This window comes from Kroppenstedtia guangzhouensis (assembly GCF_014637345.1).
Classification (GTDB): Bacteria; Bacillota; Bacilli; order Thermoactinomycetales; family DSM-45169; genus Kroppenstedtia; species Kroppenstedtia guangzhouensis.
In genome coordinates, this window is the sequence record NZ_BMEX01000007.1 from 107,445 (window position 1) to 131,158 (window position 23,714).

At 52.2% G+C, this 23,714-nt stretch carries 20 protein-coding genes and 1 riboswitch; of the genes, 14 read left to right on the plus strand and 6 right to left on the minus strand.

Features of this window, described 5'->3' with window-relative positions; genetic code table 11:
• Nucleotides 1–18 precede the first annotated feature (18 nt).
• From chbG to IEV46_RS11320, 4 genes are all read right to left on the minus strand, one after another.
• A complete protein-coding gene (gene chbG, locus IEV46_RS11305) occupies nucleotides 19–765 on the minus strand; it encodes a chitin disaccharide deacetylase (protein ID WP_188432658.1) in 747 nt (248 codons plus the stop codon).
• A 149-nt stretch (nucleotides 766–914) separates the two neighbouring features.
• Nucleotides 915–2,222 (minus strand): PTS cellobiose transporter subunit IIC, encoded by a 1,308-nt coding sequence (gene celB, locus IEV46_RS11310; RefSeq protein WP_188432684.1) that lies wholly within the window; start codon nucleotides 2,220–2,222, stop codon nucleotides 915–917.
• Nucleotides 2,223–2,274: 52 nt separating this feature from the next.
• Nucleotides 2,275–2,574, minus strand: a complete 300-nt coding sequence (locus IEV46_RS11315; protein WP_188432659.1) for a PTS sugar transporter subunit IIB — start codon at nucleotides 2,572–2,574, stop codon at nucleotides 2,275–2,277.
• Nucleotides 2,575–2,853: 279 nt separating this feature from the next.
• Complete coding sequence (locus tag IEV46_RS11320) at nucleotides 2,854–5,559, minus strand: sigma-54-dependent transcriptional regulator (RefSeq protein WP_229736057.1); 2,706 nt, start codon at nucleotides 5,557–5,559, stop codon at nucleotides 2,854–2,856.
• A gap of 314 nt (nucleotides 5,560–5,873) precedes the next feature.
• Between IEV46_RS11320 and IEV46_RS11325 the strand changes: the two genes are divergently transcribed.
• The 3 genes from IEV46_RS11325 (at nucleotide 5,874) to IEV46_RS11335 (ending at nucleotide 8,042) form a co-directional block, all read left to right on the plus strand.
• On the plus strand, nucleotides 5,874–6,083 hold the full coding sequence (locus IEV46_RS11325; protein WP_188432660.1) for a hypothetical protein: 210 nt from the start codon (nucleotides 5,874–5,876) through the stop codon (nucleotides 6,081–6,083).
• A gap of 390 nt (nucleotides 6,084–6,473) precedes the next feature.
• The gene (locus IEV46_RS11330) at nucleotides 6,474–6,977 is read left to right on the plus strand and encodes a DUF4097 family beta strand repeat-containing protein (RefSeq protein WP_229736062.1); all 504 of its coding nucleotides are present in this window, start codon (nucleotides 6,474–6,476) and stop codon (nucleotides 6,975–6,977) included.
• A 396-nt stretch (nucleotides 6,978–7,373) separates the two neighbouring features.
• Nucleotides 7,374–8,042, plus strand: a complete 669-nt coding sequence (locus tag IEV46_RS11335) for a hypothetical protein (RefSeq protein ID WP_188432662.1) — start codon at nucleotides 7,374–7,376, stop codon at nucleotides 8,040–8,042.
• Between the two features lie 121 nt (nucleotides 8,043–8,163).
• On the opposite strand, the gene IEV46_RS11340 is transcribed toward IEV46_RS11335, so the two are convergent.
• Entirely contained in the window at nucleotides 8,164–8,598 is a 435-nt protein-coding gene (locus tag IEV46_RS11340; protein ID WP_188432663.1) for an Hsp20/alpha crystallin family protein, read from the minus strand.
• Between the two features lie 223 nt (nucleotides 8,599–8,821).
• Between IEV46_RS11340 and IEV46_RS11345 the strand changes: the two genes are divergently transcribed.
• From IEV46_RS11345 to IEV46_RS11360, 4 genes are all read left to right on the plus strand, one after another.
• Nucleotides 8,822–9,067, plus strand: a complete 246-nt coding sequence (locus IEV46_RS11345) for a hypothetical protein (RefSeq protein ID WP_188432664.1) — start codon at nucleotides 8,822–8,824, stop codon at nucleotides 9,065–9,067.
• A gap of 410 nt (nucleotides 9,068–9,477) precedes the next feature.
• Entirely contained in the window at nucleotides 9,478–10,452 is a 975-nt protein-coding gene (locus IEV46_RS11350; protein ID WP_188432665.1) for an AAA family ATPase, read from the plus strand.
• Between the two features lie 3 nt (nucleotides 10,453–10,455).
• On the plus strand, nucleotides 10,456–11,667 hold the full coding sequence (locus IEV46_RS11355) for a DUF58 domain-containing protein (RefSeq protein WP_188432666.1): 1,212 nt from the start codon (nucleotides 10,456–10,458) through the stop codon (nucleotides 11,665–11,667).
• Entirely contained in the window at nucleotides 11,648–13,861 is a 2,214-nt protein-coding gene (locus IEV46_RS11360) for a DUF4129 domain-containing transglutaminase family protein (RefSeq protein WP_188432667.1), read from the plus strand. Before IEV46_RS11355 ends, IEV46_RS11360 begins: the two co-directional genes overlap by 20 nt.
• 168 nt (nucleotides 13,862–14,029) lie before the next feature.
• Here IEV46_RS11360 and IEV46_RS11365 read toward each other — a convergent pair whose 3' ends face one another.
• Complete coding sequence (locus IEV46_RS11365; protein WP_188432668.1) at nucleotides 14,030–14,899, minus strand: cation diffusion facilitator family transporter; 870 nt, start codon at nucleotides 14,897–14,899, stop codon at nucleotides 14,030–14,032.
• A 419-nt stretch (nucleotides 14,900–15,318) separates the two neighbouring features.
• A riboswitch (purine riboswitch) is annotated at nucleotides 15,319–15,420 on the plus strand.
• A 116-nt stretch (nucleotides 15,421–15,536) separates the two neighbouring features.
• Between IEV46_RS11365 and guaA the strand changes: the two genes are divergently transcribed.
• The 7 genes from guaA (at nucleotide 15,537) to IEV46_RS11400 (ending at nucleotide 23,363) form a co-directional block, all read left to right on the plus strand.
• Nucleotides 15,537–17,063: a glutamine-hydrolyzing GMP synthase gene (gene guaA, locus IEV46_RS11370; protein WP_188432669.1), complete on the plus strand. Its 1,527-nt coding sequence runs from the start codon at nucleotides 15,537–15,539 to the stop codon at nucleotides 17,061–17,063.
• 51 nt (nucleotides 17,064–17,114) lie between these two features.
• On the plus strand, nucleotides 17,115–18,422 hold the full coding sequence (locus tag IEV46_RS11375) for an NCS2 family permease (protein ID WP_188432686.1): 1,308 nt from the start codon (nucleotides 17,115–17,117) through the stop codon (nucleotides 18,420–18,422).
• A gap of 167 nt (nucleotides 18,423–18,589) precedes the next feature.
• Entirely contained in the window at nucleotides 18,590–19,282 is a 693-nt protein-coding gene (locus IEV46_RS11380) for a GntR family transcriptional regulator (RefSeq protein ID WP_188432670.1), read from the plus strand.
• The gene (locus tag IEV46_RS11385; protein WP_188432671.1) at nucleotides 19,279–20,064 is read left to right on the plus strand and encodes a carbon-nitrogen family hydrolase; all 786 of its coding nucleotides are present in this window, start codon (nucleotides 19,279–19,281) and stop codon (nucleotides 20,062–20,064) included. Before IEV46_RS11380 ends, IEV46_RS11385 begins: the two co-directional genes overlap by 4 nt.
• 26 nt (nucleotides 20,065–20,090) lie before the next feature.
• The gene (locus IEV46_RS11390; protein ID WP_229736058.1) at nucleotides 20,091–20,780 is read left to right on the plus strand and encodes a DUF2848 domain-containing protein; all 690 of its coding nucleotides are present in this window, start codon (nucleotides 20,091–20,093) and stop codon (nucleotides 20,778–20,780) included.
• Nucleotides 20,781–20,805: 25 nt separating this feature from the next.
• Nucleotides 20,806–22,029 (plus strand): NRAMP family divalent metal transporter, encoded by a 1,224-nt coding sequence (locus tag IEV46_RS11395; protein WP_188432673.1) that lies wholly within the window; start codon nucleotides 20,806–20,808, stop codon nucleotides 22,027–22,029.
• Between the two features lie 125 nt (nucleotides 22,030–22,154).
• A complete protein-coding gene (locus tag IEV46_RS11400) occupies nucleotides 22,155–23,363 on the plus strand; it encodes a peptidase MA family metallohydrolase (RefSeq protein ID WP_188432674.1) in 1,209 nt (402 codons plus the stop codon).
• The last annotated feature ends 351 nt before the right edge of the window (nucleotides 23,364–23,714 follow it).

A 23,714-nucleotide genomic window follows, 5' to 3' on the forward strand; every position in this document is an offset into this window, starting at 1 on the left:
ATTCTCCCCTTATCCATATCAGACTTTCCATTCTCTATATGAAATCAATTTCAATCCCTGTGTCCGGATCCAATCCTTGATTTCGGGATCGGTCAAGATAACCAGCTCCTTGGCCCGCGGCAGGGAATAGGAGCTTCCGGTCAGCAGATTGTGGTCGAGATAAGCGGGGTGACACATGATCTCCGCGGTTTCAACGGCTGCCCCTCGCTCCAGTACCTGCAGGAATCCGTTCTTCGTCACTCCATCCCCGTAGAAGTCGGAGAGGAAGAGATCCGTTGTCCGGACCTCCCGGTTGGTGGAATGTAAGGGATCGTCTGAAACTTTACGGATCGGCAGGCGATACTGTTTGGCCAACTTCAGGACAATGGGCGCCACCTTCCCATGGCTGTGGACATGATGATGACTGTCAAGGTGAGTCGGTTTCAGTCCGAGAGAGAAAAAGGCTTCCACTTGTCGGGTCAATTCCCGCTCGATGTGGTCCGGTTCGGCCACTTTCTCCAGTTCCCTCCTGGATCGAAAGACACCCTGATCGTCCACCAAAGAGGGAACATCTTTGCACAAGGGAGAGCCGCATGTCAGCACCAGGTGAATCCCGACACCCAGTTCAGGATGTTCCCTGGCCAGTTTTGCGGCATGTTCGGCACAGGGCATATTGGTCATCAGAGTGGTGGAGGTGACCACCCCATTTTTGAAACTTTCCAGGATTCCCAGATTGACTCCCTTGGAATAGCCGAAGTCATCGGCGTTGATAATCAGTTGGGTCATACCACACCTACTTTCTACAAGCGTTGTGATTTACTCCGTTTGAAGGCGGTCGGGATTGGGTTTCACATGTCGTTTTCGTTGTTCTGACGATCCAAAATCACTCCATGTGAAACCCAATCCTCCCTCTGAAAGACTTTTTCACAACACTTCTACACGGCTGCTTGGTTGGAAGGTTGCTCCATTCCCTGCTCTTCCTTCAGTTTTTGTTTGTCCCAGATTCTCAGGAAGGGATAGTAGATGGCGATGGCGATGACAAAATTGATCCCTTGCATGATCACGCTGGATATCTTCCCGCCGGTTGCCAAGTAACCGCTGATCAGAGGCGGGGTCGTCCAGGGAACCGCGACACCGTTGGGTTTGGCGACGAGGCCGGTGGACATGGCCACATAGGTGGTCACTGTCAGCACGAGGGGGGTCAGCACAAAGGGAATGATCAGTAGGGGATTCAACACGATCGGCATGCCGAAGGTGATCGGCTCATTAATGTTGAAGATTCCCGGTCCGATGGCCAAGCGTCCCAAGCTTTTCATCTGGGCGCTCTTTGCGCTCAGAATCATGGCCACCACCAAGGCGAGGGTGGCACCTGAGCCCCCAATGTAGACCCAAAGATCAAAAAATTGTTGTGTGATCACATTGGGTAATTCAGCGGAAGGGTCCGCCTGGAACACTTTTCGGTTCTCGTCCATCAGGGACAGCCAGATCGGCCCCATCACCCCACCCACGATGGCTGCACCATGCAAGCCCGCAGACCATAGGAGGTGAACCAGCAATACGGCGATAAGGGCACCGAACAGACTGCCGCCTAGAAGCCCCAGGGGCTTGCTGAGAAGTGTAGAGACCACATTGTGAATACTCTCGAAGGGAGTGAGCTCAATCAACAGGCGGACCACCCACACCACCAAAATGACAACCAGACCGGGAATCAGGGCGACAAAGGACCTGGAAACCGCCGGCGGCACCCCTTCCGGCAACTGGATGATAATGTTTCTCTGAATGATGTAGCGGTAAATTTCCGTTGCGACCAGTCCCAGCAGCATCGCCACAAATAAGCCTTGGCTACCCATGAATTGAGCCGGGATCACCCCGGCGACATCGACGGCATCCTTGGCCCCTTCCGGCGTGAAGGAGAAGGTAAAGGGGGTGGCCAACAAAAAGGCCGACACGGAAATGGCACCCGCTGACACCGGATCGACGTTGTATTTTTCCGCCAGCCGGTAGGCAACCCCAAAGCTGACGATCAGGGCCATGATGTCAAAGGTGGCGTTCACCGGATACAACAATTTATCCTGCCATTGTTCTCCGAACAGATTTGCCATAAATTCCGGAAAACCCGGGATTGGCAGGGCGGCCACCACCAAGAAAATGGACCCGATAATCAACAAAGGCATGGCCAAAATCAGTCCGTCACGAATCGCTTGCAAATGCCTTTGCTCGGCAATTCTCCCCGCAACCGGCATCACATGTTTTTCCAAAAAACCCACCAGACCTCCCACAGGAAATCCCTCCTTATCAGATCAGGTTGAGTGCAAACTCCAGAACTTTCTTTCCGTCCACTCTCCCATAATCCGCCGGATTGATGACATCCACCGGGATCCCTTGTTGATCCGCCGCTTTTTTCAACTGCGGCAGCTTGTAGCGGATCTGGGGACCCACCAGCAATACATCGGCATCTTTGAGATGGTTGTTCACTTCATCGGCCGAAACCGCCCAAATTTTTGCTTTAACCCCCTTTTCCTGAGCGGCCTGTTCCATCCGGGACACTAATAAACTCGTCGACATTCCCGATGCACAGCACAGTAAAATATTCATGGAACATTCCCCCTTTTCGGATGCACCTGATTTTTAAAGCAAAAGTTGTGCCAATCTTATTGGATCTTGTGGGAGGCTGATAGGTTTCCTACTGTGTAAAATGTGTCATCAGTGTGTCGCTCACGGATGATTTATATGTACACTTTATAAGCGCTGTGAAAAACGACGTTACAGGGAGGATTGGGTTTCACATGGAGCGTGTTTGGCAGTAAAGAACAACGAATAGGTCATGTGAAACCCCATCCCGACCGACACGGAAATCACTAAGTCACAACGCTTCTATGGAGTGGTCCGTTTGGAAGAATCGAAAAAGCTCATCATGTAACAGATCTCGTCATCAGACAACTGAATGCGGTAAGCGTTCTCCAGTGTGCTCAGCACATTCCGTGTGGTGGTGTAGAGAGAGGGGTGGGACCGAATATATTTCTCTTTGTTTTTGAAGATCACTGATGAATCCCCTGCGAGCAGGCGATCCACCATACAACAGGCATGAAGCACCACCCCGATCAGGTCCTTGGTCGGAACGGAAATCTTCAGACGCTGTTGAAGTTTCTCAAAGCAGGTCTTCACATCGGGGACCACTTGGCTCGGGTCGGCATGCAACAGGTGGTGTTGCAGGGTATCGGCCATTTTGTCATAGGCTTCTTCTGTGTCGATCAGGTGTTGAATCCGTTCGATCGCATTAAGGCTGATCACCTCATCCGGATGGAATTGCCACAGATCCATCCGGAGGGAAAAATCGCTCACGATGCATACAATCGGTCTCGATTGTTTCAAGTGCAAAAGTTTCCGTTCCAGCTCTTTCCGGTCGGCAATCTCCAAGGGGATGATTTCCAGTCCTGCGGGATCAAAGCGCAAATTTTTGGTCAACACCTTCTGAATCGCGCAAGGGTCGCCGTGACCCGATGAACAAACCGTCACAATGGCCCGCATGTTCTCTTTGTTGCCCCCGTTTTTCAACGGCGGGTTGGATTCAAAGAGGGTGAGTTGTTTGATGTCCTCCACCAACTGTTCCAGGGAGTATCCGAGGATGGACTTTCTCGTCGCTTCCAAAACGTGAGGTGTACTCACCATCGGGATGGTTTCGATCGGGACTCCGAGCTCCCCTTCCAACATTTCACCGAAGGCCATCAGCGATCCCATGTCCACCATCAGTAACACCCCCTTTTGGGAGGCATGTTTTTTCAGATGACTTTTGGTTAGTTCATAGATCTCTCTGGGATCCATATGGAGAGGCATGTCGATGGCAACGGGTGACTCGGTACCCAATAGTTCCCGGGTGACCTCTGCCATCGCAGTCGCGCCGCCATTGCCGTGGCTGATCACCAGAATGTGCACATTTTCCTCCGTTTCCTCCGCATCGATATCGTCGAGCACAAAAAACATGGTGAGGAATCCGGCTTCATCGATCGGGATATCCACCCCCGTCTTTTCCTCTATCGTTTTTATACAGTCCAGTGCCACACCAAACTCTTCCTTATACATTCGTCGCACATGGTTGAGTTGTGGATTGATGATGGTTTTTCCGTTTTCGATGCGCTGGATGGAAGTTTGGATATGCAGGGCCAGCCCTTGCATCACCTTCTTGCTCAACTTGGTGTTCAGTTTGGCTTCCGCATAGCGGACAATCTCTTCTGTCAGCTGAATCATGTCGGGGTGGACCATCTTGGCCAAGTTGCCTTTTCCCAGCTTCCGGTTCATCCTTTTGAAGTATTGCGTAAAGTAATTTTCGATATCGATCGCCATCAGCGAATGGAGTTCTTCCTCCTGCAGGCCGCGGGATTTCAGTTCGCTGTATCTCTTTTCTATTTTTTTGTAAATGGAGGGGGAGGGGTCCTCCGGTGCCACGGCGAAGAGGATCTCCGCCTGTCGGGGATGAAACAGATACAGACTGTCATGAAGATCCACGGTTTTTTGGGATCCTTTGCTCAAAAGGAGTCCTTCCTTGGCATCAGTGGGCAGATCGGAGCTGTGGATCTGGATACGCTCTTTTTTTGCACTGACGAAATCGGCGTATACTTTGGCACAGGTGAGTTGAATGTCGGTTTTCAGCTGACCGATGTTGTTCAGACAAGGATAATGCAATAAGGCCCGAATCGTGTTGGGGGAGACACGGATCTCTTTTCCCAGGCGAATCGCCTCTTCTTTGAAAAAATGCAATACCAGCTGATACCGCTCTTCTACACTCCGTTCTCTCAAGGGTGGAATCCGGATCACCATGGGGATTCTCCTCTTGAACGTCCGCAACAGTCCGGAATCCGGATCCTCGGTGGTGGCGGCGATCAGGAGCACCTGGGCATTCCTTTCTGTTTCCGACTCTCCCAGACGACGAAAAATGCCTTTATCGATCAATGTGAACAACATTTCCTGTCCCTCGGCGGGCAGACGGTGAACTTCATCCAAAAACAGGATCCCGCCATGAGCTTTCTCGACCATCCCTTTCTGTTCGCGTGCTCCGGTGAAGGCCCCCTGATGAACGCCGAATAACTGACCCAGCAGCAATTGGGGGTTGTTCGTGTAGTCGGCGCAATTAAAGATGACGAAGGGGGCATCATCGGCCAGCTTCTTCACTTCGATGGCATAGCGGTGCAGACATTCTGCCAGCATCGATTTGCCGACGCCGGTTTCGCCCAGAAGGAGGATGTGCATGCCGTGGGGGGGATAGAGAAGGGCCGCTCTCCCCTGGTGGACCACATTTTTCAAGCTTCCGTCCCTTCCCAATAACCGATCCAGGGTGGCCCGGCCGGGCAGGGGATGCTCCCCCCCGGCGGCAGTGAAAAGGACAGGACGTCCCGTCCTTTTGCTCACCTTTCCCTCCCGCCACAGTTGGTTCAACAGACGGCTCACATTGGCCCGGTCCAACTTCAACAAATCAGCCAGTTCTCCGGCACTGATTTCCCGGTTTGTCCCCAGTTCTTTCAGCTTCCGCAATATGCTCTCTTTTCTGTTCAGAGACGTTTTGATGGGTTCCCGATGTTTGGACACCTCTCTTCCCTCCTTTGCGACTGCTGTTGACAATTTCTCCACCTTCCAATGAAGTCCTTTTCACGAGGGGACTTGGCCGGAGGATATGGGGAATATCGGGTGACTAACCCGATTGGGAACAAGCCCGTCGTGGGGCTAATAGAATCGAAAGGATCAAACCTGACGGAAAAGATAGTTGCCTCCATACAAAAAGCATCCATTGGGGGGGATGGCTTTTGAGTAGAGAAGGATTAAGGGAAGGTTCGGTGCTGATTTCGTGTTGTATAATGATTCCATACACCCGGCCTGACGGGGAACCGGGGAGAAAAAGCGGGGTGAAGCAGATGCTAAAGGATGACAATCAGGGGAGAAAATTGTACCATCACCTGGTGAGTAAGATGGAACTGACTCCGGAGCAAAAACAGGTACTGTGGGATGAACTGCAAAGGTGGTTCGGAACGGATCCGGAGGAATCCCCGGCGCCGCCGGAGACGGAGGAGTCGGCAAAAGAGCAGGTTTTGCAACTGATTCAGCGGATGGGGTAGAAGCAGGCATACTGCGGGACAATTGAATCCATCGATCTCTTTTGAAACCGGTTCCCTCACAAGGAACCGGTTTGGTTGTGCAGAATGTACTGGGGGTTTCCCTCCAGCTCCCGAACATGGCAACCTTGATGTTATGATGCCGGGCCGGGGGAGGGACAAGACACCACCTGTAAAAGGATGGAGAATTTTCAGGGGGAAAAGTGATGAAGAAAAAGACATCTCTTTGGTTCTTGCGGCGCTTATGGCAGTACTGATGGTCTCAGGGTGTTCGGCATACGGCGATCCGGTAACCGTGAAGGACCGGGTGAATGCCGCCGGTGTGAAAACCATAGCGGTCGATTATCGGAGTACTCATGTGATCGTTGAAAATGGGATTCAAATCAGTTGAAAGTGGAGTTGGAAACTTATGAACGGGGCCCGGAACTCTTCATGGATAAAAATGGGAATCATGTGGATCTTGTGGTGGAAGGGGGCCTTTTCCAGCTGGGTTGGATCAAAGTGGGCGGTGTGATCGGAAAATCACCCCGGCTGACCGTCAAGCTTCCGAAAAACTACAGTCAAAACCTGAAATTGGATGGATCCTCCGGAATTTTGAAACTCCGAAACCTTACACTGAACGATGTTCATTTTTCAACCACGTCCGGCCACGTGGACGGATCCGGTTTGACTGTCCGCCGAATCGGAGGTAACAGTACCAGCGGGAATATTCGGTTGAAATTGAATGATCAAAGTCCGGATCTGACTTTGGAAACCACCACGGCTTCCGGTGGCAGGGATATTGACTTTGCTATCAAGGGATCGGAGAGGGGGAATCGATTTTCGGGAAGGATCGGGAAGGGAACGAATCAGGTTCGTTTGAAAACCTCTTCAGGAAACATCGCGATCGCACCTTAGAAGCATTATGAAAAACTCGTCACTGGGAGGATTGGGAGGGTTTCACATGGAGCGTATTTAGATCACCGGAACAAAAGAAGCGGAATGTGAAACCCAATTCCGACCTTCCAAGAATCTTTAAATCACAACGCTTTTAGAAATGCTGTGAAAAGTCCAGGGGTGGGGGTCCGTACCTGTGTAAGGATGGTTTCCGACCCGGAAGAGCTTGGATACACTGGGGTCCCGCCAGAGCTTATTACTCAGGGTTTCATCTCATACCGGATCATAGGTGTGAAACAAGCGGGAATGGATGCTCTGTTTTTTATTGACATACTATATACTGAGTATACAGGAGGGGAGCGTTTATGTTTATGACTTGGAAACGGATGAATTGAGAGAGAACGGGGGAACAATACGTTGTTGGAGTGGATTGCGTCTCACCGCTGGTGGTTTTTCATCGCCGTCGAGATCTCTTTTTGGGTGTTGGTTATCGGGTTTCTGGTCATGCGCTATGGCTTTGGGATTCGGTCCCATCGGGTGTTCCTATGGCTGTTGGCTTTGAATCTGCTCAGTTTTCTGGCTCTAGGGATCATCGACTTCCGGGAAACGGGGCAATTTTCCACCTTTCAGGTGGTGGTAGTGGTCGCTTTGGTTTACAGTGTCACCTACGGTCCCAAAGACATGAAACGTCTGGATCGGTACATGAGACTCAAAATCGCCCGTTGGAAAGGGGAAAGCCTCCCTCCGGAAGAGGAAGCCCGCCTGCTGGAAGAAAGAGAAAAGGAAGAAAAGAGAAAATATGGGCGCCTTCATGCCCGGGAGCAACGCAGGGGTTGGTATCTCCATCTGCTGCTGTTCTTGATCGCTCATTTTGTCTTTGCCACTCTGTTTGGATGGAAAACGGCGAGTGGAATCGGGGGATGGGTGGAGACTTGGATTGATACATGGAATGCACCGGAACTTTTCCCCTTTCGCAAGGAAGAGGTTAACCAGATCAGTCGAATCTGGACGCTCATCCTCTTGATCGATGGGATCAATTCCTTCTATTACACAATCTTTCCCAAGCAGAAAAAGCATATGAATTAGAGCATCTCCGGGGCTATTGATAACCGGAAGTGTGGTAAAATGTCAAATTTCCGAATGAAGGGCACGCCAAAGCCGTTTCCCGTACCGAGGCAGGGGAAACGGCTTCTTCTGGGTCACCTGCTCAGGAGCTTTCCTCCTCAAAATGAACCTCCACCTCTTTGCCCACTGCCTCTTTAAGCAAACGAATTTCCAAGAGGCCGTTTTTGTAACTGGCTTGAATTGGATCGGGAGAATAGTGGAAAGGGAGTTGAATCCTCCGCTTAAACCGGCCAAACCGACGCTCACCCCAGGTGATTCTTTCCTTTGACACAGGATATCCACAGGGGATTTCCCCCTGGATGATCAAGTTTTGTGGCTCCAGGGTGATCTGGATATCATCTGGGGAGGAGAGCCCGGGGATTTCCACTACGATGACCCCTTCTCGATCCGTTTCATAGATGTCCACGTCCGGTCCCTTTCGAGGGAATGCTTGATGCAGTTCCTTCCAAAATTTCTCGCTCAAGATGCCTCCCACTTTTCCCTGAACATGGGACCAATCGAAAGAATCTTTTTTCAAGCCGATTCCACCTCTGGTCTCGTTACCGGTTATCGAACCGGAATGGAGTTTGATATTTCACCCTATGCACCAGACCGGGCTTCTGTGACTGGAACGTAAGGAGCAAAATGTTTGGGGACTGAGCTTTCATCCTTCCCTTGTTTTATAGGATAATAAGTTTATTCCATCGTCAAATCTTTATATTTTTGCAGTTTTTATTGCTTGTATTGATAAGGGGAGGTTGATGAAAATAGGAAAGATGGAACAGGTGGCTTCACTCTCCTCCGACATTCAGGACCTTTGCAAATCACCCCGGGAGGGGGAGAAGCCGGAAACAAAACTGATCGAGATGTTGGTGGTGATCGCCAAGGGGACGCGCTATTGGAAAGATGTCGAAGTGGCGGTCAACGCCTATGAAAATTATCAGCGCGATCAGTCAGAAAGGTTGAAAACCGCCTACAGACCCAAAAAACTGCCCTGGAGGGTATAGTATTTCAGAGAATGAACCCATATATAAACGATTGGGAGTGACATCATCCATTGTTGCTTTCAGTCTGAAGCCCGCTATAGACGGCGGGCTTTTTATGTTCAAATTATTCATTTGGGAGATCTTTGACAGCATGCCGCTGTTGATGATTCCGATCCGTTGCAGATTCCGGGCAGCCGGTTGGAACAGCATAGCGGCCGAGGGAAACGACATCTGAGGCTCCACCACCAGCTTCAGACGGAAGAGAGCAAATCGCAGGGCATCCCGATTTTTGTCTCGGATACAGTCACTATCTACTTCAACATGTTGTTGGAACCACTGGGAATGGAGAAGGAAGGACGTTTGCGGTGCGGTTTGTAGTGCAATTACAAAAAGGTATAATAGTTTGAAGAGGTTGCTCAAGGGGGTACAACATGAGCCGAAATACAGAGACAGCCGCGTTGGAACAGGAACATCCCGCCATCGCCAAGGTGATTGCCAATGTGGAAAGAGTGATGATCGGAAAGCGGGAACCCATTCAGATGTGCTTGGTGGCCCTTCTGTGCGGGGGGCATGTCCTGCTGGAGGATGTCCCCGGAGTTGGAAAAACAATGATGGTGAGAGCGCTTGCCCGCTCGGTGGGATGCAGATTCCGCAGAATCCAGTTTACACCGGATCTTTTGCCATCCGATGTGACGGGGGTGTCCGTCTTTAATCAGCAAACATCGCAATTTGAATTTCGCCCCGGCCCGGTGATGTCACAGGTGGTGTTGGCTGACGAGATCAACCGGACCTCTCCCAAAACCCAGGCTGCTCTCCTAGAAGCTTTGGAGGAAGGCAGTGTTACAGTGGATGGAGATACCTATGAGCTGGAGAAGCCTTTTTTTGTGATGGCCACCCAGAATCCCATCGAATACGAAGGGACTTTTCCCTTGCCGGAAGCGCAATTGGATCGTTTTCTGCTGAAGTTGAAACTGGGATATCCCGATCATCAGGAAGAGATGGAGATGTTGGATCGGATCCGGGAGTTCCATCCCATTGATCACCTCGGAGAGGTGCTTTCCAGTGAGGAGTTGTTGAAACTCCAGCGGGAGGTGAGGAGGGTGCGGGTGGATTCTTCCATCACCGATTATATCGTCAGAATCGTCCGGGCGACCCGCACTCCACAGGAGGTCTACCTGGGTGCCAGCCCCCGGGGGTCGATCGCCCTTTATCACACGGCTCAAGCCCTGGCTCTGATCAGAGGGCGTCCCTATGTGATTCCGGATGATGTGAAGGAATTGGTTCCTCTCACCTTATCCCATCGGATCATCCTGAAATCTGAAGCCCGTTTGAGTGGGCGATCCGTGGAACAACTCCTTCAGGAGCTCCTTCGGCGCATCCCGGTTCCCGTCTCGGTGGGGGATTGAGAGATGCGTCGGGGGGGACATGGGCTCTTTTGGGGGTTGACAGTGATCACCTATGCCTTCGGCCGGTTTCAGGGGGGGTTTGTTCCCTGGTTTCTCTTTTATGCTTCTTTGTTGATATCTGTTTATCTCACGTCAGTAGTGTGGTTTTCCCTCTGGGAACCGGAAGTGGAGCGTCGACTGTCCGGCCACCGGATGACAGCGGGAGAGCGGCTGACAGTCCGCTTGCGGTATCGACGGCATGCTCCCTTGCCTCCTTCTTGGGTTTACTTCGAAGATGAAGGAGATCTGAAGCCGAAAGAGGGAATGGGGTGGCTCCGATTTCCCGGTTGGTCCCGGGAAAGAGTTTTTGATTATGTACTTCGGGACTTGCCCCGGGGCAGACATCGTTTTCAAGGGGTGAAGATCAGATCGGGGGATTTGTTCGGATTGGTGGAGAAGAGGTGGGACATTTCCCTGGTGGACGAAATCATAGTCTATCCCCGGATTCGGGAGATTCGTGTCTGGCATACGGTCAATGAACAGAATACAGGTCGATCCACCCCCACCCTGCGGGTCGGTGAAGACGTCACGTCTGTCGTGGGTGTCCGGGATTACTCCCATCGCGATCCTCTCAGTCGGATTCACTGGAAAGCTACTGCCCGGGGGCAGGGGTTGAAGGCGAAGGAATTTGAGCATCAAGTGAGCAACGATTTTATGTTTGTGCTGGATTGCCGGGACTCCTCTTTTGAGGGAAAAGGCGATCCCCTCTTTGAACGGGCGGTCAGCCTGACCGCTACCTTGGCCAAGTTTGCGGTGGGTCGACGATTCAGTTCAGGACTGATCGCCTGGGGGAACCAGCGGTTGCATCTGCCGTTGGGGCGAAGCCAGGAGCATCTCCTGCGCTTGTTTGATCCCTTGGCAGTGATCCAACCGGAGGGAAAAATGGCAGTGGGAGAGATTCTTGTGCAGGAATCGGCCCATCTTCCCCGTGGAACTACCACAATCGTGATTACTCCCGGTCTGTCATTGTCGGATGTACAGGCCATCGGGCAATTGATGCTGAAAAAGATCAAAGTGGAAGTGTTTTGGGTTTGCCACTCGGACGCCCTGGAGAGGGAGGAACGGTTGGTTCTGGGGATGCTGGATTCGCTGGGGGTGCGGGTGGATCTCGTTCCCCATGATGATTTTGGGAAGATCACCGAAGGGGGTGTGTCCCTTGGCCAGGGTTCGGCCTGATTCCCGACCTCCATTATCCCTCGGGGCGCGGGTGGGGGGCATCCTGTTTGCTTTTTTGATCGGATGGGAGTGTCTGTTTCCCTTGACTGAAGTTTTGGAGACAGGTCGGGTAGGAGGGTTTATCGCGGCCTTCCTGTATTTTCTCGTGATCACTTTTGTGGGCGGGAACCGCCGATGGATCACCCTGTCACTTTCCCTGTTTCTGCTCCCGGCTTTCCTCCATTCGCTTCTTTTCTATCACATGCCCTTTACGGACCTCACATGGATCAAGTTGGCAGCTTCCCATCTGAAAGCGGATCTGAATCATCTTTTCACAGGCAAAGTCCATCCGGCTCCAGTCCTTCAGACGCTGGGCTTTTTGTTGGTGTTGTGGGCAGTGGCCATTGGGTATCGCCGGCTGATGGAGAGAGGCGGTGGGGTGTTGTGTCTGTTTTTGTTGGCGGTGATCCATCTGTCCGTTCTGGACACTTTTACTCGCTTTGACGGTGGGGGGGCGATCGGGCGGGTGTTTGTTTACGGTTTTATCGCCCTGTCCGCCTCCCGATTGTATGGTTTGCGGTTAAGGACGTCGGGGGACCCGCCGGAACCCAAGGGTTGGACTTCTCTCACCTTGGCATTGCTTCTGCTGGCGGTGGGGGTCGGTTGGGTCGCCCCCAAACCGGAGGCCGACTGGCCAAATCCCGTCGAATGGATCACCAGTCTGGATGACCGGGCTCAAAGTCGGGGAATTGCCAAAATCGGGTACGGAACTCACGATGAACATCTGGGAGGTCCCTTCAAGCAGGATTCCCAAAAGGTGTTTGAGGCCCAGGTGGATGTTCCGTACTATTGGCGCGGGGAAACCCGGGATTTTTATACGGGGAAAGGCTGGCAATCGACTCTGACGAAGAGTTCCATTCATCCGGGGAAGCGGGGTGAGATGGGGGATAAATCCAGCTTTCGGCGGATTTCCGTAAAACAGAATGACAGCCATCTGTTGATGGAGAGGAGTTACCCTGTCCTGTTCACCCCAGGTTGGTTGCGCTGGATGAAGGAGGTCCCTCCCGATTTTGAACTGAAAACACTTCCGCAGATGGGCGGGCTCAAAACCCGTGACGGGCAATCCCGTAGGGGTGTGTATCGGTTAAGAACGGAAATCCCTGTCCTGGATGGGGAGCTGCTCCGCAAGACAGGAACCGATTATTATGATTTGGGTGAATCTAAAAATGTGTATCTGCAACTGCCGGAAAGTTTACCTGAGCGGGTGCGGCGGAAAGCGGAGGAACTGACCCGGGGAGAGGAGAACCCTTATGACAGGGCGGCGGCAGTGGAAAGCTGGTTGAGAAGCGGCGGCGGGTTCCGTTACGAGACTGAGGACGTACCGGTGCCGAGGCAGGAGGAGGATTTTGTGGATCAGTTCCTGTTTGAGAGCCACCGGGGTTATTGCGATCACTTTTCCACTTCGATGGTGGTTATGCTGCGCAGTGTGGGGATCCCCGCCCGCTGGGTGAAGGGGTTTGCCCCTGGGGAGGAGGAGGTTCGGCAATCTAATGATCCCAAGCACAAGGGAGATGCCGTCACCGAACATTGGATGACTGTCCGGAACAATGATGCCCATTCCTGGGTGGAAGTCTATTTTGAAGGAGTGGGCTGGGTTCCTTTTGAACCTACCCCGGGCTTCGCCAACCCCACCCCTGTCTCGGAGGATGGGAGCGGGGCCGATACAGGTGCTGCAGAGGAAGAGGAGCAGGGGAGAGCCACTCCCCGGGAACAGCGGCTCAGTCGGATCGAACGGGAACTGGCCCAAACCGGCGGTAAGAAACAAGGGGAGGCATCATCGGACAATTGGGATTGGAAAGAGGTCTTGGTTTGGAGCGGTGGAAGCCTGGTTGTGATCTTATTCCTGTTCAGGATGTTGCGCCGGCGGATCGCATGGATTCTTCTGAGTCGGCGGAACCGCAAAAATCGCCATTTGGTGGATGCTTTTCATGGATTTCTCCGTTGGCTGGCTTTGAGTCGGGGTCCCCGCAAACCCCATGAGACGGTGCGGGAGTATCTCTTTCAACGGGATTCCTTCTCCCGTCCTTCCCCGGAGTTGCGCCGCCTGAGCCAGGCCTATGAGGCGGTTCGCTACGGAGGAGTGCGGGGAGCCAAAGCGAGGTTGGACAGGATTTGGGATCTTTGGCAAAAGGTATTGAAACAATTCCGTCCCTGAGGTGAAAAAAGAGATCCGGGAAATATTTTCTTCTTCCAGTAAAAGCGTTGTGGAAAAGGACGTCATCACAGGGAGGGTTGAGTTTTTACACTTTGGCTCATCAGAACGACGAAAAGGTCATGTGAAACCCCATCCCGACGGAATCAGAAAGCACAAATCACAACGCCTTTAACGATCCGAGCCGGGGGAGCGATCCGGTTCCACATGGATATGAGTCTGCCGCACCTGATGTCGGCGGGCCATCTCCGATTCCAGGATCTCGGTGATCCGGTGGCTCTCTTCCACGCTGAGCTTTCCATCCACTTCAATCACCGCATCGAGTATGACCTCGTTTCCCTGCATGCGCCCTTTGAGATCGACCACGGATTTCACTCCTTTCACCTTTTCCATGGTGTCCCGGTATCGGGAGAGATCCCCTTCGTGAAATCCGTCGGTCAAAAGGTGGGACATCTCCTTGAAGATTCCCCAGGCAGTTTTCAGGATGATCAGACCGACGATGACGGCGGCTGTCGGATCCAGCCAGGGCATGCCCCATTGGGAACCGATGATGCCGGCGGCAGCACCGATGCTGACAAGAGCATCGGAGAGGTTGTCCTTGGAGACTGCCTTCAAAGCGTTGCTGCGGGTGCGGTGGGCGAGGTGTCGGGTGTAGCCGAAAACGGCCAACATCACTCCGGCACATCCTAGGGCGAACCAGGCTGCCGACAGGTCCGGTGGAACTGCCTCGCCCTTCCATGCGGTCTGGATTCCGCTTTTCAGCACTTCTAATCCAATCGTGGCCATGATGAAGGAAGCGATGAGAGCGGAGATGCTTTCTGCACGGGAATGTCCGTAAGGATGATCTTCGTCCCGGGGTTTGCGGGCGATCCACAATCCGATGAGGACCCCGCCGGCGGCGAGTACGTCGGTGACATTGTTTAGACCGTCCGCTGTCAGGGCCTGGGAAGACAGCCCATTGCCCAGGCCCACTTTGGTTATGCTAAGGAGAAGATAGGTGATGAGGCTGACCCAGACTCCTGTTTCCGCTCGATTCGACATGGAATGTTTCCTCTCCCCTGACTGTGATCAACCATAGGGTACCCGACAAAGACCGTGTGGGTCTATAGCAAGATGATTGATTCGGCGCAAGGTTTCGACACTCGGTAAAACAGAGTTGGACCGGGGCAAATGGCGGTCGGTCGGTCTCAGGTCTGTTGAAGTCATTTGGTTTACTGAGGAGCAGGCGTATGGATGATCAATTTGAAGTGAAAAACAGAGTCGGGGCGGGGAGAGGTTTGTTCACCGACATGGGCCCTTAGCGCGGGATCGCTTTGCTGCCGATGATGAATCAACAGCTTTGGAACGATTCCATCTCACTACAACTTGAGTTCGATGAGAAGGATGGAAAATAGGCCCTTCAGCTTGATTTCGTTTTTCCCGATTGGTATGATGTACGCATGCAGAAATTGCATAGTTATTTCCACATGGTTGATCTGACTCGTATATATTCAGGAATATGGCCTGAACGTTTCTACCCTGCCACCGTAAATGGCCGGACTACGAGCGCTTGGTCACCGGTGCTTTTCTTTTGTAAAAAACGAAAGAAATGACCGGGGCTTCGTGTCGCTGGGTAGAAGCGGTGCGGGCGCCGGTCTTTTTCTTATGAATTCCTGAATTGAAGAAGGTGGGGTCTTCGATGGAACAAGTCGCAGTGCTGGACTTCGGTGGACAATACAATCAATTGATCGCCCGGCGGATTCGGGATCTGGGAGTTTTCAGCGAGCTCTTGCCACATCATACCGATGCGGAGCAGCTTAAAAATTTGGCTCCGAAAGGGATTGTTTTTTCGGGGGGGCCGGCAAGTGTCTATGCTGAAGATGCTCCGAAGTGTGATCCGGCCATCTTTGAACTGGGGATTCCGATTTTGGGCATCTGCTACGGGATGCAACTGATCAGTGCCCACTTCGGAGCTGAAGTCAAACAGGCTGAAAAGCGGGAATACGGGAAAGCAGACATGGAGATTGTCTCCGATTCTCCCCTTTTCCAAGGTCCCGGTACTCAAGAGAGCGTCTGGATGAGCCACAGGGATGTGGTGACTGCCCCCCCGCCGGGTTTTCGGGTGGACAGTCGGACCGCTTCCGCCCCGGTGGCGGCGATGAGTGACCCGGTTCGTCGGATCCATGCGGTTCAATTTCATCCGGAAGTGCGTCATACGCAGCACGGGGATGAAATGATACGAAGTTTCCTTTACGAGGTGTGCGGGTGTGAAGGAAACTGGAGTATGGAAACCTTCATCGAGGTTACCGTGAGGGAACTGCGGGAGAAGATCGGGGAGAAACGGGTCCTCTGCGCCCTGAGCGGCGGAGTGGACTCTTCTGTTGTCGCCGCGCTGATCCATCGTTCCATCGGAGACCAACTCACCTGTGTGTTTGTCGACCACGGCCTGCTTCGAAAAGGGGAAGCGGACAGCGTCATGCGTACCTTTGCCGACCATTTTCATATGAATGTGGTCAAAGTGGACGCCCGGGAGCGATTCCTGGGCAAATTGAAGGGTGTTACCGATCCCGAGAAGAAACGGAAAATCATCGGCAATGAGTTCATCCGTGTCTTTGAAGAGGAAACGGAGAAACTGGGAAAACATCATTTTCTGGCACAGGGAACCCTATATACCGATATTGTGGAGTCCGGGACAGAGACGGCTCAGACCATCAAGTCCCACCACAATGTGGGTGGTTTGCCGGAAGATATGCAGATGGATCTGGTGGAGCCGGTCAACACCTTGTTTAAGGATGAGGTGCGCAAAGTCGGCGAGGAACTGGGACTTCCCCGGGAAATCGTCTGGCGCCAACCCTTCCCCGGTCCGGGGCTGGGGATTCGCGTGATCGGTGAAGTGACGGAGGAGAAGCTGAAAATCGTCCGGGAATCGGATGCGGTCCTGCGGGATGAAATCCAAAAAGCGGGATTGGACAGTGAGATCTGGCAATACTTCACCACCCTCCCGGACTTCAGAAGTGTCGGTGTCATGGGGGATGCCCGCACCTATGCCTATACGGTCGGCATCCGGGCGGTTACGTCTATTGATGGCATGACCGCTGACTGGGCCAGAATTCCACATGACACACTCGAGCGGATCTCCAACCGGATCATCAATGAAGTGGACGGAGTCAACCGGGTGGTGTACGATATCACCTCCAAACCGCCGGCCACCATTGAGTGGGAATAACAACTCAATGTTGGAAGGGGAACCTGACACGTGGACAACAAACCGAACGCCCTGGCCCGCTATTTTCGGTTCGGGGAACATGGCACCAACCTGAAAACCGAAATGCTGGCCGGAATCACCACCTTTTTGACCATGGCATACGTTCTCCTGGTCAATCCGTTTCTCCTTGGGGAAGAGGCGGGGATGGATTTTGGAGCCGTCTTCGTCGCCACCGCGGTGGCTGCGGCGCTTGGGACACTATTGATGGGTCTGTTCGCCAATTACCCGATCGTTCTGGCTCCGGGAATGGGATTGAATGCATACTTCACCTATACGGTGGTCCTCGGAATGAAGGTGCCTTGGCAGACGGCACTGGGTGCCGTATTTATCTCCGGACTGATCTTTTTGCTGTTGACGGTGACCAAAGTTCGGGAGTTGATTATCAACTCGATCCCACCGGTGTTGAAACATTCGGTGTCGGCGGGAATCGGTCTCTTTATCGCTTTCATCGGGTTGAAAAACGCCGAGCTGATCGTCGCCAACGAAGCGACTTATATTTCCCTGAACAGCGATCTGATGAAGCCGGAACTTTTGCTGACCATTTTCGGCCTGATCTTCACCCTGTTCCTGATGGTGCGTCAGGTGAAAGGGGCCGTCTTTTTCGGGATGATCGGAACAGCGGTGGTGGGGATGATCACCGGTGTGGTGGAGATTCCCACCAAGTTTTTCTCCGCGCCGCCGAGCCTGGCTCCCACCTTTTTGAAGATGGATATTCTCGGGGCCTTGGATATGGGATTTTTTGCGATCATCTTTGCTTTTTTGTTTGTGGATCTCTTTGACACCGCAGGCACCCTGGTCGGTGTATCCAACCAGGCCGGCCTGTTGAAAGAGAACCGTTTGCCCCGGGCCGGTCGTGCGCTCACTGCGGATTCATTGGCCACCATGTCCGGAGCGGCTTTGGGTACTTCCACGGTCACCTCCTACGTGGAATCCACCGCAGGTGTGGCCACCGGAGGGCGCACAGGGATGACTGCCGTCACCGCTGCCGCGTTGTTTCTGCTGGCGCTCTTCTTTTTCCCGCTGGTGGAAGCTTTCGCCTCGGTGTCAGCGATCACTTCTCCCGCTTTGATCATCGTCGGGGTGCTGATGGCCTCCAGCCTGAAAGAGATTGAATGGAAGGACCTCTCTGAGGGAGCTCCCGCCTTTCTCACCGTGTTGATGATGCCGCTCACCTTCAGCATCGCCACCGGCATTGCCATCGGCTTCATCCTGTATCCCCTGATCAAAATTTTTGCGGGTAAAGGGAAGAAAGTTCATCCTATTCTTTATGTGCTGGGTGCGGTTTTCATCGCCCGTTTTGTTTTCCTGGGGAGCATCTGAGCTCGACGTGGGATATACCCGTTTCTTCGGAAACGGGTTTTTTGTTTCCCTTAAGTGGAGTTTGGAATGTTTTACCGGCACTGAAATTGAAATTATTTGTTTACTTCCGGGGAATGTATTTTGTATTATGTATACATAATACATTGGAAAAGAGGTTGGTTCATATAATGCCTGAGCTGGATATTGGTTCGGGGATTAAGAGGGAGACGATGCACCAGGCTGCCTATAAACAGTTGAAACACGCGATTCTTTCCGGCAAGCTGACTCCCGATGACTTTTACACGGAGAATGATTTTGCCCAGGTGCTGAACATCTCACGGACGCCGGTCAGGGAAGCTGTCAAGGATCTGATTCATGATAACCTGCTCTTTTCCGTTCCGAGGAAAGGTCTGAAGGTGAGAGAATTTACTGAATCGGAAGTGGAACAGATCTTTTTGGTCAGAAAAGCGATTGAAAGCCAAGTGGTTGGTCAACTTTTGAAAACGATTACAGAAGGGCAAATCTCTTTCCTGGAAAAACTGATAGAAGATCAAGAGCGGGCCATTGAAGCCGGTGACAGGATCGCTTTCATCAGATTGGATCAGAGATTTCATCACCGGATGATCCGGTTTATCCACTATGAACTGATCGAGGATTTGATTATCAAGCTCCACAATATGACCCGTCTCATCGGTCATCAGGCGATTGAGAAAAAGGGCCGGACGGAAGAGGTGATCCGCGAACACCGGAGGATCTTGGAAGCCCTGAAGAAGGGGGACAGTGATCGGGCCAAACAAGCGATGGTAACTCATCTGGAAAACACGCAGCAATCTTATCGAATGGTGAAAGCCAAGGTTGATGATCGGAGGGATTCCAAGTGAAATATGCGATCTATCAGATGAATATTGCCGTGGGGGATCCAAAGGAAAACCGCAAAAAGGTACGGGCGTGGCTGGACCGGGTTGTCAAGGATGAGAAACCTGATGTTGTGGTGTTACCGGAGATGTGGACCACTGCCTACACCCTGCCGCGCTTAGAGGAGGTGGCGGATCGAAACGGTGAACCCACTCTCTCTTTCTTGCAATCCCTGGCAATAGAATACAAAGTTCACATAATTGGCGGGTCGGTTGCCAACCATAAAGGACAAGGTTTTTATAACACGGCCTTTGTCGTGGATCGCGAGGGTACGTTGATCCATCAATATGACAAAATCCATCTGGTTCCGATGTTGGATGAACCCCGGTACTTAAAAGGAGGTGAGAAGAGGGTCGAGGTTTTCGAGTTGGATGGAGTCAAGATGGGGCTGATCATCTGTTATGACTTGCGCTTTCCGGAATTGGCCAGAAAGCTTGCACTGGAAGGAGTTCAGGTTCTTCATATCGTGGCTGAATGGCCGACCGCAAGGTCTGATCATTGGAGAACCCTGCAGGTGGCGCGGGCGATTGAAAACCAGATGTTCGTAGTCTCCTGCAATTCCGTCGGTCTGCAGGACGGGGTTGAATTTGCCGGAACTTCGATGATTATCGACCCATGGGGAAATGTGATTGCAGAGGGTGGCGGCGATCAGGAAGAGACACTGACAGCGGAGATTTCCCTGGAGATGGTTTCCAAGGTGAGAAAAGACGTTCCCGTATTTGACAGCAGAGTACCCGAACTCTACTGAGCATCATGATTTGGAGGCTGTTCCATTTGGAAAACAAGTTGATTCTCAATGTACAAGGAACTGATGAAACAATCGAACTGATAGCAAATCGTGTGTTCAACGCCGGTTATGCTGGTAGTGACCAGGAAAAAGTTCAGGAACATATCGATGAATTGGCCAAACTGGGGGTTCCCGTGCCCACGACCACCCCGACTCTTTATCCGATTGCGGATTATTTGCCGACAACGACGGATCGGATTCAGGTACAGCATGAGGAAACGAGTGGGGAGATCGAATACGTGCTCATCCGGGCAAAGGGTGAATGGTTTGTCACCGTGGGGAGCGATCATACGGACCGGAAATTGGAAACCTTCAGCGTTCCGATGTCCAAACAGGCTTATCCCAATATTATCGCTGATGAAGTCTGGCGCTTTGAAGATGTGAAGGATCACTGGGAGCGTCTGGAACTGGAGTGCTGGGTGACTGCGGACGGTGAACGACAACTGTACCAAAAAGGCAGTTGCGCAGACTTGATGACTCCGGGGCAATGGGAAGACATTTTCGAACAGATGAATGTGGCGGAAGAGGGGAATCTGTTTTTCTCCGCCACGATCAACACGGTGGCCAAGTCACTGACATTTGCGGAAAGATATGAATTTGAAATGCGGGATCCGGTGCTGAACCGAGTGATCAAGCACCAATACCGAGTGGACATGCTGTCCGCACCGATTGAATAAAAAAAATAGAGATGGAGGGCCGGACATGAATCAACTGAACACCTCATCCGGGTCGGTAACAACAGCGCATAGACGGTTGATGTGGGGAGCCATTTTCCTGATGGCGACCTCTTCTATCGGTCCGGCTTTTTTGACGCAAACGGCTGTATTCACGGAACAATTTGCAGCCAATTTCGCCTTCGCGATTTTGGCATCACTCATTATCGATATCGGGGCTCAGCTGAATATTTGGCGGATCATCTCCGTTTCAGGGAAGCGGGGGCAAGATGTGGCCAATATGGTCCTGCCCGGTCTTGGCTCAGTCATCGCTGTTTTGATCGTTTTCGGGGGACTCGCCTTTAATATCGGAAATGTCGCCGGTGCAGGACTGGGGCTCAATGTTCTCTTCGGGATCTCGCCTGTGACCGGAGCGGTGATTACAGGGATTCTCGCCATTATAATATTCAGTTTGAAAGATGCGGGAAAAGCGATGGATATCGTGGCTCAGACACTGGGGATTGTCATGCTGGGGATGGTGGGTTACGTGATGTTCACCACTCATCCGCCGGTAGGTGAAGCCCTTGTGAAGTCGATCCTTCCTGAGGATTACGGGGTTTTGTTGTTACCCATGATTACGCTTGTCGGGGGGACCGTCGGCGGGTATATCACCTTTGCGGGGGGGCATCGCCTGCTCGATGCCGGAATCACCGGTAAGGAGAACGTCTCCTTTGTCAGCAAAGCGGCCAACCTCGGAGTTTTGACCACGGGCGTGATGCGTGTCTTTCTGTTCCTGGCGGTACTGGGTGTGATCTCAGCGGGATATACTTTGGATCCGGACAATCCGCCTGCATCGGTCTTTCAAATTGCACTGGGAGATATAGGCTATAAAATCTTCGGGATCGTGCTTTTTTCAGCGGCGATGACCTCGGTGATCGGGTGTGCCTACACCAGTGTTTCCTTCTTGCGCTCCTTTCATCGGTCCTTCGAAAAATACAACAATTGGATTATCATCGTTTTCATTGCCTTTTCCACGCTGGTTTTCGCAGTTGTCGGCAGACCGGTGAACATTCTGGTTATCGCGGGAGCTTTGAACGGTTTGATCCTTCCGCTGACGCTGGGGTCCATTTTGTTGGCATCCAGAAAACGAAAAGTTGTCGGTGATTATCATCATCCCACTTGGATGATCCTGTTTGGGATTCTGGCCGTGGTGGTCACCTTGATCGCCAGCTGGTACTCCTTGCAGGGAATCGCAGAATTGTGGAACAAGTAATCTTCAAATTGAATCTGCCAGAGGGAGCCATCGGCTCCCTTTTTCATGTTTTTCAGATGCATAGGCATCCTGATTCTTAGTGAAACTAACTTTATCAATTATCGCCTTCCCTGGAGGTTTTGCCATTGATACGGAAGGGACGGTTACTGATACTCATGCTTTTGTTGATGATCAGTACGTTTGGGGCCTCCCCGTTTTTTTTGCAAAGGGTTCATGGCAGTGAGCCCGAGGCTCAGGTACAGATCCGGCATTTGATCCAGGAAAAACAGGATGCTGTCAACCAAAGAGATCGGGAACGTTTCTTACACCTTCTCCATCCGGACATGAAAACTTATATTCAGGAGCAGAAACGTTGGTTCGATGATGCGATGCAATGGATCGATCCCGGTTCCTACCGTTTGCGGGTGATCTCCATGATTCCGTGGGCAGAGCATCAGATCCGGGTGTGGATGGAGCAGTGTTACACCCGAAAAGGGAAAAGATTTACTCTTAAATACCCCATACTGTTTCAGGAAACGGCAACGGGATGGAGGGATGCCGGTTTTCCACTGCACCACCTCACCCGTGGTGATGTCACCGTTCGCTATACGGACACCGGTCTGGCCGAACAGGCGGCCATCGCTCTGGAGACGGGACATAAAGCGATTCAGGAACTGAAAAGAGAAATGGACTGGACGCCGGAGAGCCCGGTGGAAGTGAAAATCTATCACCGACCGGATTGGTTTCGGCAGTCAGTCAAGCTTTCATTGCCCCGATGGGCAGGAGGCTGGCATGAGGCGGGTGAATCCATCAAGCTGATCGGGGCCCGTGGCTCCGAGGAGCGGCAGTTGATTTCTTCGGGGGTTGTTCATGAGATGACCCATATGATGGTGAGTGAGATGACCGGGGATAATGCCGCTTACTGGTTGCAGGAGGGGGCAGCGGAATATTTTCAGTCCCACTTGTTGCCGGGGTTGCACAACCGGGAGGAGCCAAGTGGGAAGCGTCCCCGTTGGTCCTGGTCCCAATTGAAGAAGGCCAATCTGGAACAGATGGGGGAAAAGGAGGCTGCCGCCTATTACACCCAGTGTTATCAACTGTTCCGGTTTTTGATGGAAGCTTATGGAGAGGAAAAAGTGAAGCGTCTGTTTTCCGTACTCCAACTGAGTCCCGAAGAAGACCGGGACACTGTGGGCAAGCTTTCTTTGACCAACCGACGGACCGAGGCCGCTCTGAAAAAAGTGATGGGAAAATCGCTGAAGGAGTTGGAACAGGACTGGCTTCGGGAACTCGGAAAGGAGAAAAGAAAGGATCTCCCCCACCCATCGGATCAAAAGATGGATCCTTTTACGTAAGCAAGTATCGTATCTTTTTCGGTCGCTCTGTCTGGACCCAATCCTTGTTCCGACGACCCTGGACGTCCAGAAGGGAGCCTGAGTATTTCGGGCATCCCTGTATTATTTCTTCATACAGGAATCCAGATGTGAGTCAAGGATTTATCAAAAATAATTGTTGACCTTGAGTGTAGATCATGTTATATTGATATCTGTCGCCGCAAGATCGGCCTGACCGGCGGGATCTGAGGCTGACCTGAGAAAAAACAAAAAAGCTGTTGACAGGAACTGCAGAGCATGATAAGATAGTTCTTGTCGCCGCGAGAGAGGCTTTCCCTCCTCGAGTGGCGGAAGCAGCGAGATCAAGCGTTC

Coding starts and splice junctions, on each gene's coding strand:
- chbG (WP_188432658.1), bottom strand. CDS start 765: ATGACCCAACTGATTATCAACGCCGATGACTTCGGCTATTCCAAGGGA.
- IEV46_RS11380 (WP_188432670.1), top strand. CDS start 18,590: ATGCCTGAGCTGGATATTGGTTCGGGGATTAAGAGGGAGACGATGCAC.
- IEV46_RS11345 (WP_188432664.1), top strand. CDS start 8,822: ATGAAAATAGGAAAGATGGAACAGGTGGCTTCACTCTCCTCCGACATT.
- IEV46_RS11355 (WP_188432666.1), top strand. CDS start 10,456: ATGCGTCGGGGGGGACATGGGCTCTTTTGGGGGTTGACAGTGATCACC.
- IEV46_RS11315 (WP_188432659.1), bottom strand. CDS start 2,574: ATGAATATTTTACTGTGCTGTGCATCGGGAATGTCGACGAGTTTATTA.
- guaA (WP_188432669.1), top strand. CDS start 15,537: ATGGAACAAGTCGCAGTGCTGGACTTCGGTGGACAATACAATCAATTG.
- celB (WP_188432684.1), bottom strand. CDS start 2,222: ATGCCGGTTGCGGGGAGAATTGCCGAGCAAAGGCATTTGCAAGCGATT.
- IEV46_RS11350 (WP_188432665.1), top strand. CDS start 9,478: ATGAGCCGAAATACAGAGACAGCCGCGTTGGAACAGGAACATCCCGCC.
- IEV46_RS11395 (WP_188432673.1), top strand. CDS start 20,806: ATGAATCAACTGAACACCTCATCCGGGTCGGTAACAACAGCGCATAGA.
- IEV46_RS11365 (WP_188432668.1), bottom strand. CDS start 14,899: ATGTCGAATCGAGCGGAAACAGGAGTCTGGGTCAGCCTCATCACCTAT.